This is a genomic window from Dysgonomonas sp. 520, assembly GCF_010501095.1.
Lineage (GTDB): Bacteria > Bacteroidota > Bacteroidia > Bacteroidales > Dysgonomonadaceae > QVMP01.
Map to the genome: position 1 here is coordinate 46182 of NZ_QVMP01000009.1, position 20779 is coordinate 66960.

Annotated in this window: 18 protein-coding genes; 4 read left to right on the forward strand and 14 right to left on the reverse strand. The window is 39.3% G+C overall.

Annotated elements, in window-relative coordinates:
- Positions 1 to 173: 173 nt before the first annotated feature.
- Positions 174 to 1568 (forward strand): DUF4270 domain-containing protein, encoded by a 1395-nt coding sequence (locus D0T56_RS07155; protein WP_163319461.1) that lies wholly within the window; start codon positions 174 to 176, stop codon positions 1566 to 1568.
- Positions 1569 to 1736: 168 nt separating this feature from the next.
- Positions 1737 to 2363, forward strand: coding sequence for a LysE family translocator (locus tag D0T56_RS07160; RefSeq protein WP_163319462.1), 627 nt, complete (start codon positions 1737 to 1739; stop codon positions 2361 to 2363).
- A 1-nt stretch (position 2364) separates the two neighbouring features.
- Here the strand turns inward: D0T56_RS07160 and D0T56_RS07165 are convergent, their stop codons facing one another.
- Complete coding sequence (locus tag D0T56_RS07165; protein WP_163319463.1) at positions 2365 to 3444, reverse strand: magnesium and cobalt transport protein CorA; 1080 nt, start codon at positions 3442 to 3444, stop codon at positions 2365 to 2367.
- Positions 3445 to 3575: 131 nt separating this feature from the next.
- On the opposite strand from D0T56_RS07165, the gene D0T56_RS07170 reads away from it, so the two are divergent.
- Entirely contained in the window at positions 3576 to 5222 is a 1647-nt protein-coding gene (locus D0T56_RS07170; RefSeq protein WP_163319464.1) for a sulfatase-like hydrolase/transferase, read from the forward strand.
- 15 nt (positions 5223 to 5237) lie between these two features.
- Here D0T56_RS07170 and D0T56_RS07175 read toward each other — a convergent pair whose 3' ends face one another.
- The 6 genes from D0T56_RS07175 to D0T56_RS07200 all read right to left on the reverse strand — a co-directional run bounded on the left by D0T56_RS07175 (position 5238) and on the right by D0T56_RS07200 (position 13051).
- Positions 5238 to 5984, reverse strand: coding sequence for a YgcG family protein (locus tag D0T56_RS07175; RefSeq protein ID WP_163319465.1), 747 nt, complete (start codon positions 5982 to 5984; stop codon positions 5238 to 5240).
- Positions 5985 to 5989: 5 nt separating this feature from the next.
- On the reverse strand, positions 5990 to 6577 hold the full coding sequence (locus D0T56_RS07180; RefSeq protein ID WP_163319466.1) for a LemA family protein: 588 nt from the start codon (positions 6575 to 6577) through the stop codon (positions 5990 to 5992).
- Between the two features lie 287 nt (positions 6578 to 6864).
- Positions 6865 to 8184, reverse strand: coding sequence for a TldD/PmbA family protein (locus D0T56_RS07185; RefSeq protein WP_163319467.1), 1320 nt, complete (start codon positions 8182 to 8184; stop codon positions 6865 to 6867).
- 4 nt (positions 8185 to 8188) lie between these two features.
- The gene (locus D0T56_RS07190; protein ID WP_163319468.1) at positions 8189 to 9625 is read right to left on the reverse strand and encodes a TldD/PmbA family protein; all 1437 of its coding nucleotides are present in this window, start codon (positions 9623 to 9625) and stop codon (positions 8189 to 8191) included.
- Positions 9626 to 9933: 308 nt separating this feature from the next.
- Positions 9934 to 11952 carry an AAA family ATPase gene (locus tag D0T56_RS07195; RefSeq protein WP_163319469.1) on the reverse strand — a complete coding sequence of 673 codons (2019 nt, stop codon included), beginning with the start codon at positions 11950 to 11952 and terminating at the stop codon, positions 9934 to 9936.
- Positions 11953 to 12235: 283 nt separating this feature from the next.
- Positions 12236 to 13051, reverse strand: coding sequence for an AraC family transcriptional regulator (locus D0T56_RS07200; protein ID WP_163319470.1), 816 nt, complete (start codon positions 13049 to 13051; stop codon positions 12236 to 12238).
- Positions 13052 to 13360: 309 nt separating this feature from the next.
- Between D0T56_RS07200 and D0T56_RS07205 the strand changes: the two genes are divergently transcribed.
- Entirely contained in the window at positions 13361 to 14092 is a 732-nt protein-coding gene (locus D0T56_RS07205) for a hypothetical protein (protein WP_163319471.1), read from the forward strand.
- Between the two features lie 57 nt (positions 14093 to 14149).
- Here D0T56_RS07205 and D0T56_RS16855 read toward each other — a convergent pair whose 3' ends face one another.
- The 7 genes from D0T56_RS16855 to D0T56_RS07240 all read right to left on the reverse strand — a co-directional run bounded on the left by D0T56_RS16855 (position 14150) and on the right by D0T56_RS07240 (position 20776).
- Entirely contained in the window at positions 14150 to 14518 is a 369-nt protein-coding gene (locus tag D0T56_RS16855) for a LysM peptidoglycan-binding domain-containing protein (protein ID WP_163319472.1), read from the reverse strand.
- Positions 14519 to 14998, reverse strand: a complete 480-nt coding sequence (locus D0T56_RS07215; RefSeq protein ID WP_163319473.1) for a BON domain-containing protein — start codon at positions 14996 to 14998, stop codon at positions 14519 to 14521. It abuts the gene before it with no gap.
- 198 nt (positions 14999 to 15196) lie between these two features.
- Positions 15197 to 16429, reverse strand: a complete 1233-nt coding sequence (locus tag D0T56_RS07220) for a peroxiredoxin (RefSeq protein ID WP_163319474.1) — start codon at positions 16427 to 16429, stop codon at positions 15197 to 15199.
- Positions 16430 to 16602: 173 nt separating this feature from the next.
- Positions 16603 to 17109, reverse strand: a complete 507-nt coding sequence (locus D0T56_RS07225) for a gliding motility lipoprotein GldH (RefSeq protein ID WP_163319475.1) — start codon at positions 17107 to 17109, stop codon at positions 16603 to 16605.
- Complete coding sequence (locus D0T56_RS07230) at positions 17072 to 18565, reverse strand: regulatory iron-sulfur-containing complex subunit RicT (RefSeq protein ID WP_163319476.1); 1494 nt, start codon at positions 18563 to 18565, stop codon at positions 17072 to 17074. Before D0T56_RS07230 ends, D0T56_RS07225 begins: the two co-directional genes overlap by 38 nt.
- A 65-nt stretch (positions 18566 to 18630) precedes the next feature.
- Positions 18631 to 19749, reverse strand: coding sequence for a DNA polymerase III subunit (locus D0T56_RS07235; protein WP_163319477.1), 1119 nt, complete (start codon positions 19747 to 19749; stop codon positions 18631 to 18633).
- Positions 19750 to 19825: 76 nt separating this feature from the next.
- Complete coding sequence (locus D0T56_RS07240; RefSeq protein WP_163319545.1) at positions 19826 to 20776, reverse strand: methylenetetrahydrofolate reductase; 951 nt, start codon at positions 20774 to 20776, stop codon at positions 19826 to 19828.
- Positions 20777 to 20779 lie beyond the last annotated feature (3 nt).

Below are 20779 nucleotides of genomic sequence, written 5' to 3' on the forward strand. Positions count from 1 at the left end.
GAAGCCGGTTCTTTAAAATGAGAACCGGCTTCTGCTATTTCGGCATAATTGTTTTCAGAACTCAATTTGAAAGAATCAATAATCATAAAAAAAATGAAAATAGATGCCCTAATTATATTTATAAGAGTTTTTTTAAGATATTTGGGGCAAAATATAAAATCAGGAATCATAAGATGAATTTTAAATCATTCTTGTATAGTATCGCAATTGCGCTGACGGTTATCTTTTCAGCGTGTGATGACGATTTGAATAGTGTTGGTAACGGAATTCTTCCCGATGGCGATAACATTGATGTTATTGTGGATTCTGTATACCTGACTGCAAAAACAGTTCAGGCGGAATCTATATACGCCCGCACCATCAACGGCTTAGTTGGTAAGTATGAAGACGATGTTTTTGGTACTATCAAGTCCGATTATCTATGCCAATTCTATTGCCCGGACAATGTTAGCTTCGAAGATGAATACCCGATAACGATAGATTCTGTATATTTTTCAATCGATTTCGACCAATTTGTTGGCGATTCACTTTCGCAAATGGGTATCAGCTTATACAAAGTCACATCTCCTTTAGTAAACAACTACTACACGGATATAGATCCTACCGAGTTTTGCGATATGTCTGCCCTGTTGGGCAAAACAGCATTCTCTGTAAATTCCATTCCTTTTGTTTCCAGTTCATCACTGGGCAGATCGTTACAAATAGACTTGGGGAAAGAATTCGGGCAAGATTTTTATAACGCATACAAAAGTGATAACAATCCTTTTGCCAACTCAGAAAAATTCAATGAGTTTTTCCCCGGAGTATATGTAACATCCGACTTTGGTTCCGAAACGCTGATAAAAGTATTGTATTCCTCTATCGATCTATACTACTCATACGTTATCCCCAAAGGTAGCGTGGATGAAGTTACCGATACAACTCTGGTTAGATATATGTCTTTAAGCACAACAACCGAAGTTGTGCAATTGAATCAGGTTCGGAACAAAATCCCTGCCGACCTTCTAACCGAAGGAACGGGAGCATGCTATCTGAAAAGTCCGGCCGGAGTTTTCACAGAATTATCTCTCCCGATAAAAGATATAGCAGATATGATGAGAGATAAGAACGGTGTGATCGACACAATACGTGCCATTAACCTTGCCAGCCTCACTCTGACAGGTTACACCGAAAAAGAAAATATAACTACCACCTCGCCCACAAGAGTGTCTAATATTCTACTTATCGATTCTGATTCGATAAAAACATTCTTCGAGCGAAAAAAACTTCCCGATGGGAAATACTGTACAACCGCATCTATAGTAAATCCGGATAAGACGTTTACCAATACCTTCATGTTCAAAAATGTGTCAGCCTTGGTTCACAACTATGTAAAGAAATATAGCAGAGGAGAAATTTCGGGAGACAATAAGAGTTTCACAGTCATTCCTGTCGAAATAGCGCAAGAAGGCAGTAGTAATACCGGATATTATGACGTTGGAGTATTTCATTACATGATGCCCGCATCGTCAATATTGAGAACAGACCCTGATTATCTGAAAATGAAACTGATATTCAGCAAGTATTGACAATAACTGTATGAAATTATATGAAAAGGCAAGGGTTAAATACATTTTTAGCCCTTGTTCTCTTTTATAAAATTGACCGGCACAAACAACAAGTTTGATAAAATATATTCTGTTTTTAATATTTTGATAGTATCTTTGTTGTACCAAAAAAGAATTAAGCTGTAAAATATGGCCGATATCGTTTGGCAAGGACTATTCATAGGAATTTTGGTATCTGCACCGATGGGGCCCATTGGTGTGTTGTGTATTCAACGAACTTTAAGTGAAGGCCGTAATCATGGTTTAACTACAGGTTTGGGGGCTATGCTGTCGGATATGATATATGCTCTTATAGCAGGTCTGGGTATGGGGTTTGTTGTAAACTTTATCGAAACCAACCATATAATCCTGCAAATATTAGGAAGCATAGTGCTTCTCGTATTCGGGTATTTTGTCTCTAAAACCAATCCTGCCATAGGCTTGAAAAAGCAAGGGCAAAAAACATCGCCCTATTGGAAAGACTTGCTTTCATCCTTTTTCCTCAACCTGTCTAACGTCGGTATATTCTTCTATTTCATAGCAATGTTTGCGCAATTCAACTTTATATCGGCCGACAATAACGAGCAAAATATAGTAGGCCTTATATCTGTAAGCGTCGGCATCATGCTATGGTGGTTTTTGGTATCAACAATTGTCAATAGGCTAAGAAGCCGTTTCAACCCTCGTGCCTTGAAACTTTTCAACAGAATATTGGGTTGTATTCTCATCGTTATCGGTGTTGCCGGTTTAATTATGGGTATCTATAATTGGGAGTAAGTTAGAACCATCTCTTTTTCTTCAGAAGCCAAACAGAGATCAATGTTATGGCAAATATAACCAGCCACGCAAAAAGATAACCGTATTTCCACTCTACTTCAGGCATAATTTTAAAATTCATACCCCATACACCCACTATAAAAGTGAGCGGAATGAAGATAGTAGAAACAACCGTCAATCGCTTGATTATCTCGTTCATCCGTTGGCTATTATCGTTGTAATAGATTTCCAATACCGACCTCAATGTTTCGTTATATATCTCCAAGTCGTTCAAAACCGCCCTGAGTTTGTCGTCAAAATCATTGAAATACATCATATTATCCGAAGATATCAAACCGTTTGTGTTGTGCAGAATATTTGCAAACTCTTCCCGCAGCGGAGACACACTTCGTCGCAGAGTCAGATAATTATTCCTGCCCTCACGCATACTGGCCATTACATTCACCTGCTGATCTGTTTTATCTATCAAAATGTCTTCCACTTCGCTCATAATCTCAATTTCGCTATAAATGGTTTCCACATACTGACCTTGTACACAGTTGAGCAACATACACAGCAAATAATCGGCATTTTTCATACGAAGTTGCGAACTCGGGTTTTGCAAGACCTCCACAATCCCGTTGAAATAAGATGTAGACGATTCTTGCATACTGATCACGAAATCTTTACCCAGAATGAAAGCAATCTGCTCTGTCTGCATATTTTTTTCATTATCCACATAACACCCCGACAGCAATAAGAAGCTGATGTTAGGATACGAAACAACTTTAGTCACCCGTTGCCCTGCAAACAGGTTCCTTATATCGAAACGTTCGATTCCACACTCTTTGCAGATCTTCTTTATCTTGTCTACATCGGTAAGGCCAGTAATTTGAAACCACGATACCGTATTTGGCAAAAGGCAATCGTATATTTTTATTTCCCCTTGCATTTTTTTATCTGTATACGATTGGTTATTATACTGATAATGCTCAATAGAGGTCGGGATATTATAACTTCCCCGATAAGTTATATCGCCTAAAACAAGGGATTCTTTCTTGTATTTGCCCAATTTTGATTTCCTGACAAGATGCTTTGACATAAAAATGTTCTTTAGAAAAATTAATAGATTATCAAAAATAAGAATAAAGTGCTACATTTGTCGTTGATATGAAACGAAACATGACCAATTTCTAACTAAGATTGCTGCTTCTTTTACAGAACCCACAAACTATGAAAAAAGTTTTACCGGAGGAGATTTTAAATATTCTGAATAAAAAGAAACTCCAATTAATATTTTTATTCTACATTCTTCTCATTTTGCCGATACTTTGCCCTATTGCCCAAAATCTTGATTTTTGGCATGTTGTACTCATCATAGTAGTGAATGGCATATTATTTATATCGTTGGCCTTGCTTTCTCTTTTCTGCTCGTCGAAAGCTGAGAAAATAATAAGTACCGTTATATTGATTGTTTCGATCATACCTTCTGCCATATTTTTGTCTTATTTGCTTTTTGCCAGGGTGATGCTCGAAACATATAGCATAACAAGCCTGTTTGAAACAAATCCCGACGAAAGCAAAGAGTTTCTGACAGACTACTTAAGCATCTGGGTTATAATAGCAGTGCTCATTTATGTGGCTATACCCGCCGTTATGATATGGAAGATGAAAGCATTTAAACCCCTGAAAATAAAGGGACACAAGGTTTTATTTTCCGTGCCTTTCATTTTGTTGATACTTATATTTGCAGGACAAAAACTTTCTCAGTCCGTATACATATTCAGCTTCTACAAAACGTTCTGCACCTATAAACTGAGGCTAGGTTATGAAGAAAAAACAATATCGTCGCGTCATACAATAAGTTACCCTGTTGAGATTGCAAATACCGACAGCATCCCTCAAACCATAGTAGTTGTGATAGGCGAATCGCTTACTCGCAATCACATGAGCCTGTACGGATATCCTCGTCAGACCAATCCTCTGCTGTCTAAAAGAAAAGACAAACTATATGTTTATGAGGATGTTACCCCTCCACAGGTGCATACTATACCCGTCGTCAGAACCCTATTTACGATGATGGATGAGGAAAACCCCGACTATTTCACCGAAAAGCCATCCGTATTCGAGTTATTCAACAGAGCAGGGTACGACACATATTTCATGAGTAATCAACCCTTTGGTGGCAAGTTCAGAACCAGCTATGATGTATTGCTCGATATAGCGAAAAACAGATACCAATTAAGTCAGAAGAAGCAACACGATGAGGTTATCCTTCCTACTTTGAAAGAAATTCTGGAAAACAAAGATAACTCATCTAAAAACAAACTCATCATCATACAGCTATTGGGTAGCCACATGGCCTATAAAAAGAGATACCCCGAAAATTTTAAATTATTCGATCATACAAAAGACGGTTTGGTTGCCAACGCCGAATACAGAGATCAGGAAGCAAAAAATATGATTGACGAATACGACAATTCCGTCGCATACAACGATTTTGTTATAAACAGCATCATTGACAACCTGGAACAAAAGGGCGGTGAAAAAAGCGTTTTAATATACTTTTCCGATCACGGCGAAGAATTGTACGACAAACGAAAGTTTGCAGGTCATGCCTACGAAAAGGTATCCCGCTACATGTGCCAGATTCCTTTCATGGTGTGGGTTTCCGATAAATATAAAGAAACAAATCCTGAGATTGTTTTCAACACAAAACTGCCTTATTCAACCACAGGATTCATTTATGGATTATCGGATGTTGCGGGACTGAGATACATGGACTACGATGCCGAAAAAAGCATGTTTTCGCCTCAGTTTAAGCCTGAAACACGATACATTGGCAAACTTACATACGAGGAAGTATTGGAAAGGGAATAGATTGGCTACCAGCTTCTACCAGCTTCTACCGGCTCCACCGCCGCCAAAGCTGCCGCCACCACCTCCGCCGAAACCTCCAAAGCCTCCGCCCGAAGACCGTCCTCCGCCAAAGCCACCCATCGGAGGGAAAAATCCGCCACCACCGGAGCGTCCTCCTGTGTTTCCTTTGTTTTTATTGGAAGACATTATAATAAAGACAAGGATAATGATGATAATTATCGTTACCGTGAACCCCGAGTCGTCGTCATCCGGATCGCCTTGAAACTGCCCGGAAAGATATTGTATCATCTTCTCGATAGCAGCCTTTGTGCCGCCATAATAATTATTCCGTTTAAAATAAGGAAGCATCTGATTATCAATAATACGCCCGATTCTTCCATCTGTAAGAAAAGGCTCCAGTCCATATCCCACGGAGATGAACACTTGTCCTCTTTCGCTTCCTATTTTAGGTTTAATCAATATAATCGCACCATTATTTTTTCCTTTTTGTCCTGCGCCCCATTTTTCGCCGAGCCTGATAGCATAATCGCTTACGTCATAGCCTTGCAGGTCTTTTACCGTAACCACATAAATTTGAGTAGACGTACTGTCATTATATGCTCTAAGCATCTGCTCCAAATCGGCACTTTGCTGCGAACTGAAAATTCCTGCAAAATCATTTACCAGCCTCGGTGGCGACATAGGCTGTGGCAGGTCTTGAGCATTAAGTTCAAAACCTGACAGCAAAAACGGTATGATGACAATCAAAAGGAATTTTCTCATTATCATCAATTATTGAAATTCACAGATGGCGCTTTCTGGCTGGCTGCATCTGCTTCGAAATATCCTTTTTTATCGAAACCAAACCATCCTGACCAAATCACTTGCGGAAACTTGCGGATATATCCATTATAGTCTTTTACGATCTCATTATATTTGTTCCTTTCGGTCGAAATGCGGTTCTCAGTCCCTGCCAGTTCATCCTGCAAATTGATAAAGTTCACATTGGCTTTCAGGTCGGGATAAGCCTCACGCACCATCATCAATTTACCCAAAGCAGAGCTCAATTCACCCTGAGCCGCCTGATACTTCTGGATATTTTCTTCCGTTAGCTGGTCGGCTGTCAAATTTATAGAAGTAGCCTTTGCTCTGGCCTCCACAACATCAGTTAAAGTTTTACTCTCGTGAGAAGCATACCCCTTTACCGTCTCCACCAGATTAGGAATAAGATCGGCACGGCGTTGATAAGAGTTCTGCACATTTCCCCACTGAGAAGAAACTGCTTCTTGCTTTTCAACCATCGAATTGTAAGAACAACTGGAAAAAAAGAATGATGCAAAAAGAGCAACAATTAATGTGATTTTTAAAGGTTTCATGATTGTCTGTTTATTTATTAAATTATTAGTTTGTTCTGCGCGGAATTGAAATTCCTTGCATTCCTTTTGAGTCGCCTTCGCTCCTCGATTGTTAATTGACCTAAGTCTCAAAAGGAATCAAAAAGGCTTTTTGAGACTCAGATTGTTTTATATCAAGCGTACGCCACTTGTAACTTGTAACTCGTAACTAATTAACTCGTAACTAAATTAACTCGTAACTAAATTAACTCTATCTTTATTTAAACAAGGTAAATTGCAATTAGTTTCTGTTATCTTGATTATTTTTTCTAAACTCCATTAAAATTTACATCCTCGAAAACCAAAGCCGGCAATCGCCACGAAGAATTGTTGCGAGGATCGTTGCCTATCTCCGCCAGATTCATCCACAAAGATAAAATATTACCCGTAATATTCATCTCACTCAACGGTGTCACTGCAATTCCATTTTCTATGAGAAAACCCTCTATTCCAAAAGAAAAATCGCCTGTTGTAGAGTTACAATTCCCTCCATTAAAGCCTGTCACCCAAATGCCTTTTTTTATTGATTTTAACAAACCATCAAAATTTTCCGACCCCAATGCCGCTTCTATAATGGACGGTGATGCTATTGTAGGAGCAACGTTCATTTTCAGAGCATTATAAGTGTCAATGAAATAGGTGTTCAAAACACCATTACTTACGATTGTTCCCTCATGGGTTGCCACCCCTTCGCCGTCGAACCAACGTGCACCAAATGCTCTTTTCAGATGAGGATTGTCTCGTATTGTTAGTTTTTCAGATACAACCTGTACGCCCAGTTTATCTAACAAAAATGAGTTTTTTTGCTGTAACGCAGATCCATACATAGCCGAGATAAGCGGCGACAACAATCGTGACGACATTGTATTATCCAACAACATTGTATATTTGCCCGATTTTATCTTCCGCTGCCCGATTTTCCGCAAAGCTCTTTCCAATGCAGTTTTGGCAATACCCGTTTTTTGAAGATCAGACCAATAGACACGGCTATCGTACCAATATGCTTCGGGACGAGCATCAGTATCCGTTTTCAGCGCAACTTCGGCTGTCAGGCTAAAAGCCGAATCTTGTGTTTCCTCTTCAAAGCCATTGCTGGCTATCATATATTCGGCTCCACAACCATCACCAAAACTCGCCGTGACTGAAACTATCCTGTCGTCCGTTCCATATATCTCGTTAACGGTTTGCTTTAGCAAGTCCAGTTTTTCATCCGTGGAACGATCGAAATAAGAAGGGTCGTACAAGTCTAAATCTCTCCCATCCGATTTATAGTAGCGAGAAGCGTCGGGCAATTGCCTGCAAACATCCTCAGCCAAAAATTTAGTGGAAAGTATCCCTTCTTTTATAAATGTTTCCAACTCTGCCCTGTCCAATCTGTTTGTAGAAAAAGAGCCGTACTTTCCTTCTACAAACAATTCTATATAGAGTTTATTCTCTGAGTTCAGTTGCAACTTATCCAATTGAGTATTACGATACTCGAACGAACTGTTTTGCCCCGTTATAACAGAAACACGGGATGCCGAGCAACCATTTTTCAAGGCATAATCCATCGCCCAACGGGCAATCTCTTTATGTTTTTCTTCTATCATTTGTTTATTCTCCTCCAACCGTTAATTTACTAACCAACACCGACGGCAACCCTTGTCCTACCGGCATACCCTGCCCATCTTTTCCGCAAGTCCATGCACCCTCATCAATTTTCAGGTTGTTGCCCACCATTGTTATATCTGCAAGTGCTTTCGGACCATTTCCAATAATATTTATATCTTTTATTGGAGTAGTCAACTTTCCGTTTTCTATCAGATATCCAGTCTTCACAAAAAAGGTAAAGTCTCCTGCGCCAATCTGCACCTGTCCGTTTGTGAAATTGTCAACATAAACCCCACTCTTCACACTTGCAATCATTTCCGACTCAGGCATGTCTCCGTCTTCCATGTAAGTAACACGCATCCTCGGCATAGGTATGTGACGGAAAGACTGACGGCGACCGTTGCCCGTAGGCTTCACCCCATAATATCCGGCACTGATGCGGTCGTGCAGATAACTCTCCAGTATTCCGTCTTTCACAATGTACGTTTTTTGACTCTCGATGCCCTCATCATCAAAATTGATTGCACCACGAGCATATTCGACAGTTCCGTCATCCACAACGTTTATCTGAGAATTACATATTTGTTTACCCAACTGATCGGAAAATATAGATACATTTTTCCGGTTAAAATCGGCTTCAAAGGCATGTCCTATTGCCTCATGCAGCAAGATTCCAGAGCCTCCCGCACCCATTACCACTGGCATTTCTCCACCTTTTGGCTTCACGGCTTCAAACATCAATGCCGTTTTAGCAACAGCTTCCTGCGCCAATGTTTCTATCAGGTCATTGCCCAGAAATTCAAAACCTTTTCTGTAGGCACGGGACGAATAGCCATTCTCCAAACTGCCGTTTTGCTCCATCGTACACGATGCGTACATAACGGCCATAGGTCGATAATCCCACGTCAACAATCCTTCCGAATTGAAAAACAGGATGTAAGATGTTGTATCGCTCAAACTTACCGATACCTTCACCACACGATTGTCCAGTTCAAAAATCCGGTCGTTAAGCCTCTGTATAAACGATTTCTTATCATTCACCGAAAAATCCGGCCACGGCTTCTCTATTTTGTAATAGTTTCTGAACTCCTTTTCATCCACATGTACGGATGAAACTTCTTTAGGCATATTTGCAATGCTAGCCGCAGTTTTAGCCGCACGCACCATATCTTCCAAGGCTGTGTTCTCTACATAAGCATAGCCTGTCTGATCGCCAACAACAACACGTATGCCCACGCCAAAATCAATGTTAGAAGATGCTCTGTTCACTTCATTGTCACGCAGGCTGATATTGTTATTGAAAGTATGTTCGAAAAACAAGTCTGCATAATCGCCGCCCTTTTTCAGGGCTTCGTGCATAACTTTCTGCAAATCGTCGGTTGTCACCCTAAAGTGAGCAAGTATATCTGCAATGCTTCTATTATATATATTCTCTTTCATATTTTTTCAATTTATTTGCGATCACTAATAAGTTTCTCCTCCTTTTTTGGCGATTTATAGGGTCAGGCCTCAGGTCTGCCCGAAAATAGGGAGGTATCCCAAAAGTAAATTTTGGTATCTTTTTGTCATCCTGAACAGAGTGAAAGATCTGTTTTTTGAGAATCGATATTCTTCGTTATACTCAGAATGATAAAGATGAGTAACACTTTGATAGTGTAATCTTACTTTTGGGACACCTCCGTTATGCGTTTATGCCGGGCAAATACGATTTGCTCCTACATTCCCAATTTCAAAAAAATGCTCAAACTTCACACATCGTTAATATCCTCGCCACGCAACTCTCGTGCAATGAGGTTGTGTTTTTTTGCCATTTCAGTCTCTCCTAAATGTGTGTATGCTTCAGCCAGATAGTCATGACAGGCGGCGTGTTCGGGTTTTATGCTACTGGCCTTGTCAAGGTCTGTTATTGCCAAATCGTATTCTTTCATCGCAATGCGGTTCTTGCCCCTGTTATATAGAGACTTAAACGAGCAGGGGCTTAGCCGTATTGCTGTATTGAAACAGATATCAGCTTCGTAATAGTCTTTGCGGTCATATAAAGTTACACCTTTGCGCACCCATGCGTCAACAAACGAGGGGTCAAGCTCCAGTGCCTTATCAAAATTTGCAAGGGCAGCACGATGATCTTTATAAGAAGTAATGCACTCATTTCCCAGCAAATAATACTCACGGGCATATTTTTTCAGGGCATTTGTTTGTTCGTGCATTTTATCTTTCAAAGTCTTGTTTTCCTCTTTCAGTTTGTTTATGATATTGAGTTTCTTTCGGATAAATCGTTTACTCAGAGCTTTTTCAATATCGTACCGAGCGTGGATAGCTTTAAAGAATACTTCCAGAAAATCGTCAAATTCGCCATTGTCGTACAACCTGTTTGCTTCTGAATATAATGAATCTGCGTCAGATTCTTTCAACGCCCTGTTTATGAGTTGTTGGTTGTTGAACTGACGGCTGAATTCTATCACCTCAGGTCTAACAAAGACATCCGACCTGTTTATTATCTTTCTCAGAACAATTCCGTCAAGAGTGGTACAGCGGCTAAGAGCGACATATGCTTGCCCTCCCGAAAAAGTTCCTCCCGAAAAATCTACAATTACTTTATTGAAAGTTAACCCTTGGCTCTTGTGTATCGTTATAGCCCATGCTGCCTTTAGTGGAAGCTGGGTAAACGTACCGACTATTTCTTCTTCTATCCGTTTTTCTTTTTCGTTGTATCGGTAGCGGTAATTTCGCCATGTTTCCAAATCAACTTTAACCTCCCTGCCGTCTTCCATCATCACATGCACATTGTCCATATCGTCAATGTGTGAGACAATTCCGAGACTTCCGTTCACCCATCGGCGAGGCCATTGAATATCGTTTCGGATAAACATCACCTGCGCTTGTTCTTTCAGCACCAGATCTTTGGCAGTGGGTAAACTGCTATCCGGAAATTCTCCGTCAATCTCTCCGTAGCTAATGAAAGGAGAGGTTTCCAGTTCATCCATTTTTTTCTCGTTAATAGAATCTACATTGTCTCTGCGAGTGGCTAATGTGATGTACATTTCCTCGGAAGATGGGTTGAATGTAGGCTGGTAACGGATATTTAGTTTTTTCAAGTCGGAGGCGTCGGCATTGCTTGTTCGTATCCTGTCTAATACCGATATAAACTCCTGATCTGTCTGCCTGTATATTTTTGTAAATTCGATTGGGAGCAGATTTGTCTCTTTAAATACATTTGCCGAAAAAAAGAACGGAGAACTATAAAAACGGTCTATTATCTCTTTCGAATCGTTGGTAACTACCGGTTCGAGCTGAAAGACGTCTCCTACGAAAACAATCTGCTTGCCCCCGAATGGTGTGCGCATATTGCCCGAATATACACGAAGTATGCGGTCTATGCAGTCTACCATATCGGCTCTCACCATTGATATTTCGTCAATAATGATGAGCTCTACTTGTTGTATAATCTTTCTATGCTCTTTCTTGTATTTAAAAAATTCGAATATTCGTCCGTTTACGAGGCTGAGGTCAGCGTCGTCGGGCAACATAGGACGGAAAGGCATCTTGAAAAAAGAATGTATAGTAGAGCCATTTGCGTTAATGGCAGCGATGCCTGTTGGAGCCAGCACAACATATTTTTTCTTGGTGGTTTCGCAAAGATATTTCAAAAAGGTAGATTTACCTGTCCCGGCTTTTCCTGTAAGAAACACAGATTGGCGGGTACGCGTTATAATATCCAGAGCATTGCGGAACTCTTTATTCGTAGTATCAATAGTTGGTGTTGTCAAAATATATCCTGCTTTTTCGTATACACAAAAATAAGAGTTTATTCGCAGATAAATAAATAATCGAGTGTCAATAAAAATAAAAAGACAAGTTGGACGGATTAACTTGTCTTTTGCCGCAGCTTCGGTTGCTATTTTTCTTTCTTCCCCAAAAGCAGTTTAACCGGATAATATTGATAATTAAATGACGGGAAAATATCAAACTTAAGAAACTTTTTATATCTTTGTATGCTGATAATGAGACGATGAGGGTCTCTGTCACTTGTAGAGTGACGGATATCTTTTTTTATGTATATTGTTTTACCCTATTTTTTCTTCTGATTTCGGAAGGAGAATTTCCCAGATTTTTGTGACAAAATTCGTTGAAATGAGACAAGGTGGCAAATTTATGATTTGTGCTAATCTCTTTCAGGCTTTTACTTGTCTGACAAATGTCCTGATACACTTGTTTGGCTCTCTGGCTTCTCATCCAGCTGTATGCCGATGTGTTGAAAACCCTTCTGAAACGTTTGTTAAACCCCGAATAGCTATAATTCATTCTTTCAGCCAGTTGGCGAACAGAACGCACACTCAGGCTAAGGCTGCACACTTCTTCCGAAAAGCGTAAATCGTTACCGGGAAGCAGTTGGAAGAAACCTAGCAACTGCTCTTCCGAATAGAAATGTTTGAGGATATAGCCAAATTCTTTTAGCTTCAAATCAGACAGGTAGCTGTCGCAAATATCCCTATCTATATATTTTTTCACCAAGTCTATGTAGTTGTATATTACATTTTTAATTGGTATTGATCGGATATTGTCTTCATGCAGCTTCATTGTAGAATCGGTAGTGGCAGAAGAAAGTATACTACAAAGCACAGATTCATTCGTGAAGCGAATTGATACTACTTCCGATTTCTTTACAGCTTTCAATACTACTCGTTCCTGAAAGGGGTAAAATGCCATATTCGAGGCTGTTATGCTAATTTCGGTGTAGGATGAAGAGCTGATTTGTAATTTACCTTCCATCACCAGAATTATTTTGTTTTCTCCCGGCTCAAGGCTCCAAGATTGACCTCCATCCAGTTGCAAAAATTCTATTGGGATATCATTTTCCGATTTCATTATTACTGTTGTTTAAGTGTTGTATATTAGTTTGTTAAACGAATGTTTTGCCAAAAAACATTTAAGTGTTATTTTTTATATTGCTCAAAATTCAGATTATCAACAGATTATCGTCTATGTTTCATCTCGTTTTATCAAAATGTTTTACGCGTGTTAAACTAAAAGCATATTTCTATATTTCTGCGTTTGTCTAATTGCTTAATAATTAAATAAATACAAATAGTTATTTGGTTTTTCCGTCACTCTACAAGTGACAGATATGTTAAAACACAAATAAAACAGATAACAATTAATGCAAACAACAACCTTATGAAGAAGAAAATTTTATTTTTGACAACCATTATGTTTTCATTAACAGTAATGGCTCAGGTGGGAGTGAACACAGAAAATCCTCAGGGCATATTTCACATTGATGGAAAGAGTGATACTAACGGAAACACCAACATATCGGATGATGTGGTGGTAGACAATCAAGGGAGAATTGGGGTAGGAACAAATGCTCCGACAACAAAAGTAGATATCCGCAGTTCGGCGGTAGGCAGAGGACTTCGCTTGCAAGATGGAACGGAAAATATTGGAAAAGTCTTAACCTCTGATGCCTCGGGAAATGCTACATGGCAAGTAAATGTTGGTAATCAAAATTCTTTATATCAAGAATTTAGAGTTTCTACGGCCAGTAATGTAACTCTTGAATCTGGTGTTGTTTATGCTTTTCCCGGAATAGGAAATTACACGGCTTTAAATACAGGAAAGTATCAGGTTTTTTATCATTCTTTTTTGCATGTGCCACCAACATCCAATGCAGGAATGAAGTCTTTTTATTTTATAATAAACAATAATGGTACTCAAATTGTGAGAGATGAAACCTATAGTTATGTTGAACCTAATTATCATTTCAATACACATTACTCCACTGTGGTTTCTTTAAACGCAGGAGATGTTATGTCCTTTGGTATTCAGGTCTTGGTTGGAGCTCCTCTAACGATAATTAATACCCTTGCTTATAGAAATGTTATAGAAGTTATTTTCTTAGGAATATAGTATTAGTCTTAGAAAAAAACAGTGCATAGACAAATAAAGTAATGCACTGTTTTTGAATTATAGAGGTATTCTCAGTTTCTGACCCGGATGAATCATATCCGGATTTTTAAGCTGATCTTTGTTTGCCTCAAATATTTTCTGCCAGGTCATTCCCGGATATTTAGCCGCTATTTTACTCAGGTTATCTCCGGCTTTCACTTCGTAGGTTTCTTCACCTCCGGCAACAACGTCAATTTTCAGAACCAAGTCACCGGCACGCATGTCGGGATCAATTTCGTCGTATATTTTCCAAATCTGATCTTTAACCGAAGCTGCTGCAGCTCCCGAAACATACAATACATTATCTTGCTCTGTTACAGCCAGATTTTGCACGCCTGACGATTGTGCGTATTGTATCAATTTTGCATATTTATCTTTCAAACTCATTTATTTCAGTGTTAATTGATTGTTTACTTTCTTTGGTTTAGCCTCGTTGGCTATCTGCATAATTTTCTGAAGGTCGGTCTTTTTTGCATTACCTGTAAGCGTAACTTCCCCATCCTTAACGGTAACCACCACATCTTTATATCCGGCGGCAGAAAGAGCTGCTGTTACGGTACTACTCAATGTGCTGTCTGGATTTACTTCAACCACAGGCTGAGGTTTATCCACGCTGATTTGGTTTATTACCGATTTCACATCTTTCATTGCTTTTACGGTAGCTTCTGTTGCCGATCTGGCTTCTTCCGAATTTACAGAACCAGTGAGTGTAACAACCCCATCTTTAACTGTGGCGTTCACAGCACCTTCCGATATGGATATTACAGAGTCGATTTGTTTTTGCAATTTTTTATCATTAGGCGTACAAGAGAAAAGAACAACCCCCATAAGCATTGCAAATACAGAATATAAAACAGATTTTCTCATTTTGTTTTTTTATTAATTAGTAATTGATTAGAACTATGCTTATAATGATTTTCAGACCTAAATTGTTCAGTTTGTCTATTTTTTTTGCTTTTTTTAAACTATTGGAATAAAAATTGCTCTAACAATTCTAATGTGGTTTTTATCATATTTGACGGATATCAAATAATTAATGAGAATCTGTAGTAGAAAATCGCTTGTTTATTCTTCGGCCAATAGGTTATCTACCAAAGCATTAAACTTCGTTTTTAAATCATCAAAAAACAATCCTGTTGCCGGACCGTTAAATCCTGTATGGATTTTACGGACAATCCCTTTCTTATCTATGAAAATGGTTGTCGGATAACTCATCACCTTTGTCAATGCAGGCAGAGCCTTTTCGGTCGATTCGGTTCCAACCTTTCCTGCAAATAATATCTCATACTTTACATTGTACCTGTCACGCAATCTACTCAGAACCTTTTTCGCATATTCCGTATCGTCTTTTCGCTCAAAAGCAATACCCAACACCTCGACACCCCTGTCCTTATTTTCGTCATACCAAGGAGACAGATAGTCCATTTCGTCTAAACAATTGGGACACCAACTACCCAAAATAGACAGTATAACAACCTTGCCCCTATACTTCGAATCTTTGAGGGAAACCATATCACCATCAATATTGGGGAAGGTAAAATCAATGCTCTTATATCCTTTTTTCAGAGCTGTCAAACTATATGGGTCGATAGGGTTCGCCTCATCATTCCGTTTCCCGACAAGCTGAGTCTTGCCTCGGGTAGTATAAAACTTACCTTTAAAATTATCTTTATCTTCAAACTTGGTTTCAATCAAATACGGACTTAATCCTGCAAATGCCGAAAGTTGAAAGCCTTCGGAGGTCATTGCACCTTCCAGAAACCTCAAATCGCCTGTTTTGGTAAGTATTGAACCTGTGAGTATGTTATTTTCGAGAGCGAATATGCCCACATTTCTGGTTGTATCTCCTTTTTCGTCAATAAACAGAACATCCCATTTCCCTGCCGGAGATATGTTCACAGGAGAAGATATCGGGGCAAAACGTGGAACCGAGTCACTTCTGGTTGCTTCAAAAAATATCCCGGAATCATTATCCAGAAAATTCTTTATAAACCGCCCCTTCATTTTCAACCCGTCTATGGTAGCCACCAACATGGCATCATAGGCCTCGATAGGAATTGTCAATGTATCTCCCAATTTTGAAATACCTTTGAGCTCTACCCTTTCCGCCCCATTTATAAGATAAGCCGTAGCCGAATCCGTATCCAGATGGTGAATATCGAATACAAATGGAATTTGCTTTTCATTTATTATGAACTCGGCATGCCACCTCCCATTCAAGGTCTTTTCTGTTGATAGTTTGCCACAAGATGAAAATAAAATAGCAACTGAAAATAAGAATGTTAAGGTTTGTTTCATTACTTTTTGCAATTTATAGAGATTTTTTCACAAAAGAAATTCGTTTGTTAGACAAACAAATGTAACGAATGTTTTGCAGACCTTTTAGATTAAACATATATAAATTTAACATTTTCAAAAAAAGACACAATGGAAAGTCTTTTTTCTTGTGCAGTTTCGAATTTAGAAAAAGCCTATTTTCTAAGCTTGTCAATACGAATACCCAATTTATCAATACCTACAAGAGGCTCGTCACGCATTCCTTGCACTACTGAAAATGTATAATTACGTTTTTCTTTGAAAATCACAGAATCCATATAGCCTAACGGAAGTTGAAATAAACTACCAAACCCCGATCCGTACCATTTCCCATATTCGTCGCACAGCATATATTGTAGTGCATCGTTTTTTCTCACATCGCTATTTCCCAGATTGTTCTGAACATACAGCCACAAGTTGCGATAGGGATAGTTGGAATCGTAAACCAACTCGATAGTAACCGAATAAGGAACTCCCACTTCAATGGAAGACGAATCCACAACAAATGTCAATGTATCATTCTTGCTCCACTGGGCATTTTTTATTTCGTGAAAATGATAATAAGCCTCCCTTTCTCCGCAAGAAAAGAAAATGAAGCCTGCCAATAATGCTAATAATATTGCTTTATGCCTGAACATCTCCTGTCTGATTTCCTTTATCACCGTTTTTGTCGTTGTTGTTCCTATTAGGCTTATTATTACGTTTTTTAAAGTTCTTCTTCTGATCGTTGCGGTTGGCATTTGTAGCCGCATTTTTGTTTTCGTCACGTCTTTCACGTTGAGGTTTATTATTTTCCTGACGACCTGCTTCATTGGTTTGCGCCGGCATTTCTCCATTATTTTCACCAGCCGGACGTGAGCCTTGATTATTATTCTTGGATAATTTTTTCTTTTTCTTTTTGGGTTTATTATCGAAACGAGTAATACTTTCCTGAGCCAACACGTCTGTCGGTTTGTTTTTTTCTTGCGCCTGTTCATTATCCGGAACCAAAGACAAAGGTTTATAGTTCCTCTTATTCATACGCACAATTTCATAAACCCGTTCCTTGTCAATAGTCACCAAATTGGCAGCGAAATGCTTATCCGTTGAATAGGTCATCATTCCCGACAATATATCCGTCTTGAAATGAAAGTATGAACTATCTTTCGTTTCCAAAACAACTTCCTTCGATGGCAATTTACGTTGAGCTTCTACATATACATCGACTTCGTAGTTGAGACAGCATTTCAACTTGCCACATTGTCCGGCCAGTTTCAACGGATTCAGGGATATATCTTGGTAACGGGCGGCCGACGTTGATACCGAAACAAAGCTGGAGATGGAACTGGAACAGCACAATTCTCGTCCACACGGACCAATTCCGCCGACACGACCAGCCTCCTGACGAGCACCAATCTGCTTCATTTCTATCTTTACCCTGAACTTCTCGGCATAAACCTTGATCAATTGGCGAAAATCGACACGTTCGTCCGCTATATAGTAAAAGATTGCTTTATTGCCATCTCCTTGATATTCAACGTCACTGATTTTCATTTGCAAACCAAGTTCTTCGGCATATTCCCTCGCACGAAGCATTGTTTTATGTTCCAATGCTTTAGCAGCATTGTATTTTTCCATATCTATCGGTTTGGCTATACGGTAGACCCGCCTCACCTCTCCGTTAGGAGCCCGATAGTTGCTTTTTTTCATTTGCAGCAACACCAGTTTCCCCGTAAGGGTAACTTCGCCTATATCATGCCCTGGACTAGCTTCCACGGCAACTATATCTCCTTTAAACAACTCCAGATTATTGCTATTCAGGTAATATCCCTTTCTGGTGTTTTTGAACTGTACTTCAACCATTTGAGTACTCATTCCCGCTTCCGGCAAATCGCACAGCCAATCAAAGACTTCCAGTTTGTGAGTTCCACTCAAACAAATACACTTTCCATTTTTGGCACAAGAATCACAATTTTTCTTATTGTCCGTCTGACATCCGTTACCCGTCTTGCATCCGCATGTTTCTCCCGGATTCTTTCCACAAGTACACTTGGTTGATTCTTCTGTTTTTTTCGCCAGAACCTGCTCTTCTTTATTGGGTTCCTGCTCTGTATTTTGATTTGTATTATCTAAATCCATAGTTTTATATCTAGGTTTCAAACAAAGCCCCTTTTCCTGCTTTGTGGGTTTATATTATAGTAAAATCACCTTTTCAGCAACATGGTAACTTTCAGGCATAAGTCGAAAAATACCATTTTCGCATTCACATTTTGTTCTATATGCCGTTCGGCCAGAGCCAATTCGTCAGAGAAGTCTATAATATTCTTCTCATTGATGAACGGGGCAAACCGAACGCCGAAATTACCCTCATCCTGATTAAGATAAATCATTTCGGGATGTTTCAGGTTGCTGACAAAATATTCACGAATCATTCGTTGGCAATATACTAAAAAATTCTTTTGTCTTTCTCTTCCAACCGAAGCAATATCGTTGGCTATCTTTTTTATATCCTTAATGTTCCTCGCATACGACGAGCGCATCATCTGAACAAAAAGGTTGAAAAAAAACTTATGTTCTTCATCCAGACTGATGGTTTCCATTGCTTTCAGGTAGCTGCCATTTGCAATATGCGCAACCGATGCTGCATCCTGTGGCGAAACATTATACTCCGACTGCAATGTACTGATCATTACGTCTTCGGGCAAACCATGTATATTGACACGCTGGCATCTGGACTGAATTGTTGTAAGGATATAATCAGGATTGTTAGAAACCAACAATATAAGGGTATTATCCGTAGGTTCTTCAATCAGTTTCAAGAGTTTATTTGCACAAACTTCATGCATCTTTTCAGGAAGCCATATCAACAAAACCTTATATTTTGCTTCATATATTTTCAGGCTCAATTTGCGGATTATCTCTTCACTCTCTCTGGCATAAATAAGCCCTTGAGCATTATCTGTCCCTATATGCGCCAACCACTGGCTCAGGCTGAAATACGGATTTTCGGAAACCATAGTCCGCCAATCGGAGATATAATCGTCGCAAACTTCTTTCTTATCTTTTTTGATAATCGGAAATACAAAGTGCAAGTCGGGATGTGCCAGATTTTTGTATTTGACACACGAACTGCACTTTCCACAGCTATCATTTTCCTGAGGATCGAGACAATTGAGATATTGAGCATAGGCAATAGCCAAAGGAAGTTTTCCTACCCCCTCCGGTCCGCAAAAGAGTTGTGCATGAGGCACAAAACCCTCGTTGGCCGTCCGCAACAGCCTCTCCTTTACTTCCGATTGTCCTATGATATCTGTGAAAAACATTTATTTAAAATTATAAGTAAAAAGTGAAAAACGAATTTCATCAACTATTTTTCGTTTTCAGTTTTTCACTCCTCATCTAATACACCTCTTTTGCAATACGCCTTACGCTATCCGTTGCCATCAACGAGTAGAAGTGAATGCTCGATACTCCATGCCCGATCAATTCACGACATTGTTTGATACCCCATTCCACACCTACTTCTTTTGCCTCGGCATCTGTTTTGCATTTTCTCAATTCAATAGCCAGTTCTTCAGGAATATCGGAACGGAATATTTTGGGCAATACACTCAATTGGTTCATCAAAACAATAGGTTTGATGCCCGGTATAATAGGCACGGTTATACCCTCGGTACGACATCTTTCTACAAACGCAAAATACTTCTCATTGTCAAAAAACATCTGTGTGACAAAGTACTCCGCACCCATCTCCTGTTTCATCTTCATATAGTGAAGGTCCGATTCCAGATTGGGAGCTTCCTCGTGCTTTTCGGGATAACAAGCCATACCATAAGAAAAAGGCGTATCGAACTGCTCAAATGTAGATCCATCGGCAGCAATTCCTTCATTAAACAGATTTACCTGCCGTTGCAGATCAGTAGCATACTTGTTGAAGTTACCTTTCAGTTGGTCTGCATCCAATTTATTCGCATCCCCTCTCAAAAGCAAAAGGTTATGTATTCCCAGAAAATTGAGGTCGATAAGAGCATATTCCGTTTCTTCACGGGTGAACCCCTTACAAATCATGTGAGGAATTGCCGTTACATTATACTTATTCTGTATGGCGGCAGCAATAGCCACAGTTCCGGGACGCTTACGCACATTTACTTTCTGTATGGTTCCGTCCGGTTGTTCCCTATAAACATTTTCGCTATGATGCGTTGTTATATTTATATATTGAGGGTCAAACTCGATCAGTTTGTCAATTATATTGTAAACCTTTTCTATACTGTTCCCTTTCAGAGGAGGAAGTATTTCGAACGAAAAGGCTGTTTTATCCGATTTACTTATCAAATCGGTGATCTTCATTTT

What these genes read in the sequence shown, in the direction of transcription:
- D0T56_RS07155 (WP_163319461.1), top strand. Translation starts at nt 174, where the DNA reads ATGAATTTTAAATCATTCTTGTATAGTATCGCAATTGCGCTGACGGTT.
- D0T56_RS07160 (WP_163319462.1), top strand. Translation starts at nt 1,737, where the DNA reads ATGGCCGATATCGTTTGGCAAGGACTATTCATAGGAATTTTGGTATCT.
- D0T56_RS07165 (WP_163319463.1), bottom strand. Translation starts at nt 3,444, where the DNA reads ATGTCAAAGCATCTTGTCAGGAAATCAAAATTGGGCAAATACAAGAAA.
- D0T56_RS07170 (WP_163319464.1), top strand. Translation starts at nt 3,576, where the DNA reads ATGAAAAAAGTTTTACCGGAGGAGATTTTAAATATTCTGAATAAAAAG.
- D0T56_RS07175 (WP_163319465.1), bottom strand. Translation starts at nt 5,984, where the DNA reads ATGAGAAAATTCCTTTTGATTGTCATCATACCGTTTTTGCTGTCAGGT.
- D0T56_RS07180 (WP_163319466.1), bottom strand. Translation starts at nt 6,577, where the DNA reads ATGAAACCTTTAAAAATCACATTAATTGTTGCTCTTTTTGCATCATTC.
- D0T56_RS07185 (WP_163319467.1), bottom strand. Translation starts at nt 8,184, where the DNA reads ATGATAGAAGAAAAACATAAAGAGATTGCCCGTTGGGCGATGGATTAT.
- D0T56_RS07190 (WP_163319468.1), bottom strand. Translation starts at nt 9,625, where the DNA reads ATGAAAGAGAATATATATAATAGAAGCATTGCAGATATACTTGCTCAC.
- D0T56_RS07200 (WP_163319470.1), bottom strand. Translation starts at nt 13,051, where the DNA reads ATGAAATCGGAAAATGATATCCCAATAGAATTTTTGCAACTGGATGGA.
- D0T56_RS07205 (WP_163319471.1), top strand. Translation starts at nt 13,361, where the DNA reads ATGAAGAAGAAAATTTTATTTTTGACAACCATTATGTTTTCATTAACA.
- D0T56_RS16855 (WP_163319472.1), bottom strand. Translation starts at nt 14,518, where the DNA reads ATGAGTTTGAAAGATAAATATGCAAAATTGATACAATACGCACAATCG.
- D0T56_RS07215 (WP_163319473.1), bottom strand. Translation starts at nt 14,998, where the DNA reads ATGAGAAAATCTGTTTTATATTCTGTATTTGCAATGCTTATGGGGGTT.
- D0T56_RS07220 (WP_163319474.1), bottom strand. Translation starts at nt 16,429, where the DNA reads ATGAAACAAACCTTAACATTCTTATTTTCAGTTGCTATTTTATTTTCA.
- D0T56_RS07230 (WP_163319476.1), bottom strand. Translation starts at nt 18,565, where the DNA reads ATGGATTTAGATAATACAAATCAAAATACAGAGCAGGAACCCAATAAA.
- D0T56_RS07235 (WP_163319477.1), bottom strand. Translation starts at nt 19,749, where the DNA reads ATGTTTTTCACAGATATCATAGGACAATCGGAAGTAAAGGAGAGGCTG.
- D0T56_RS07240 (WP_163319545.1), bottom strand. Translation starts at nt 20,776, where the DNA reads ATGAAGATCACCGATTTGATAAGTAAATCGGATAAAACAGCCTTTTCG.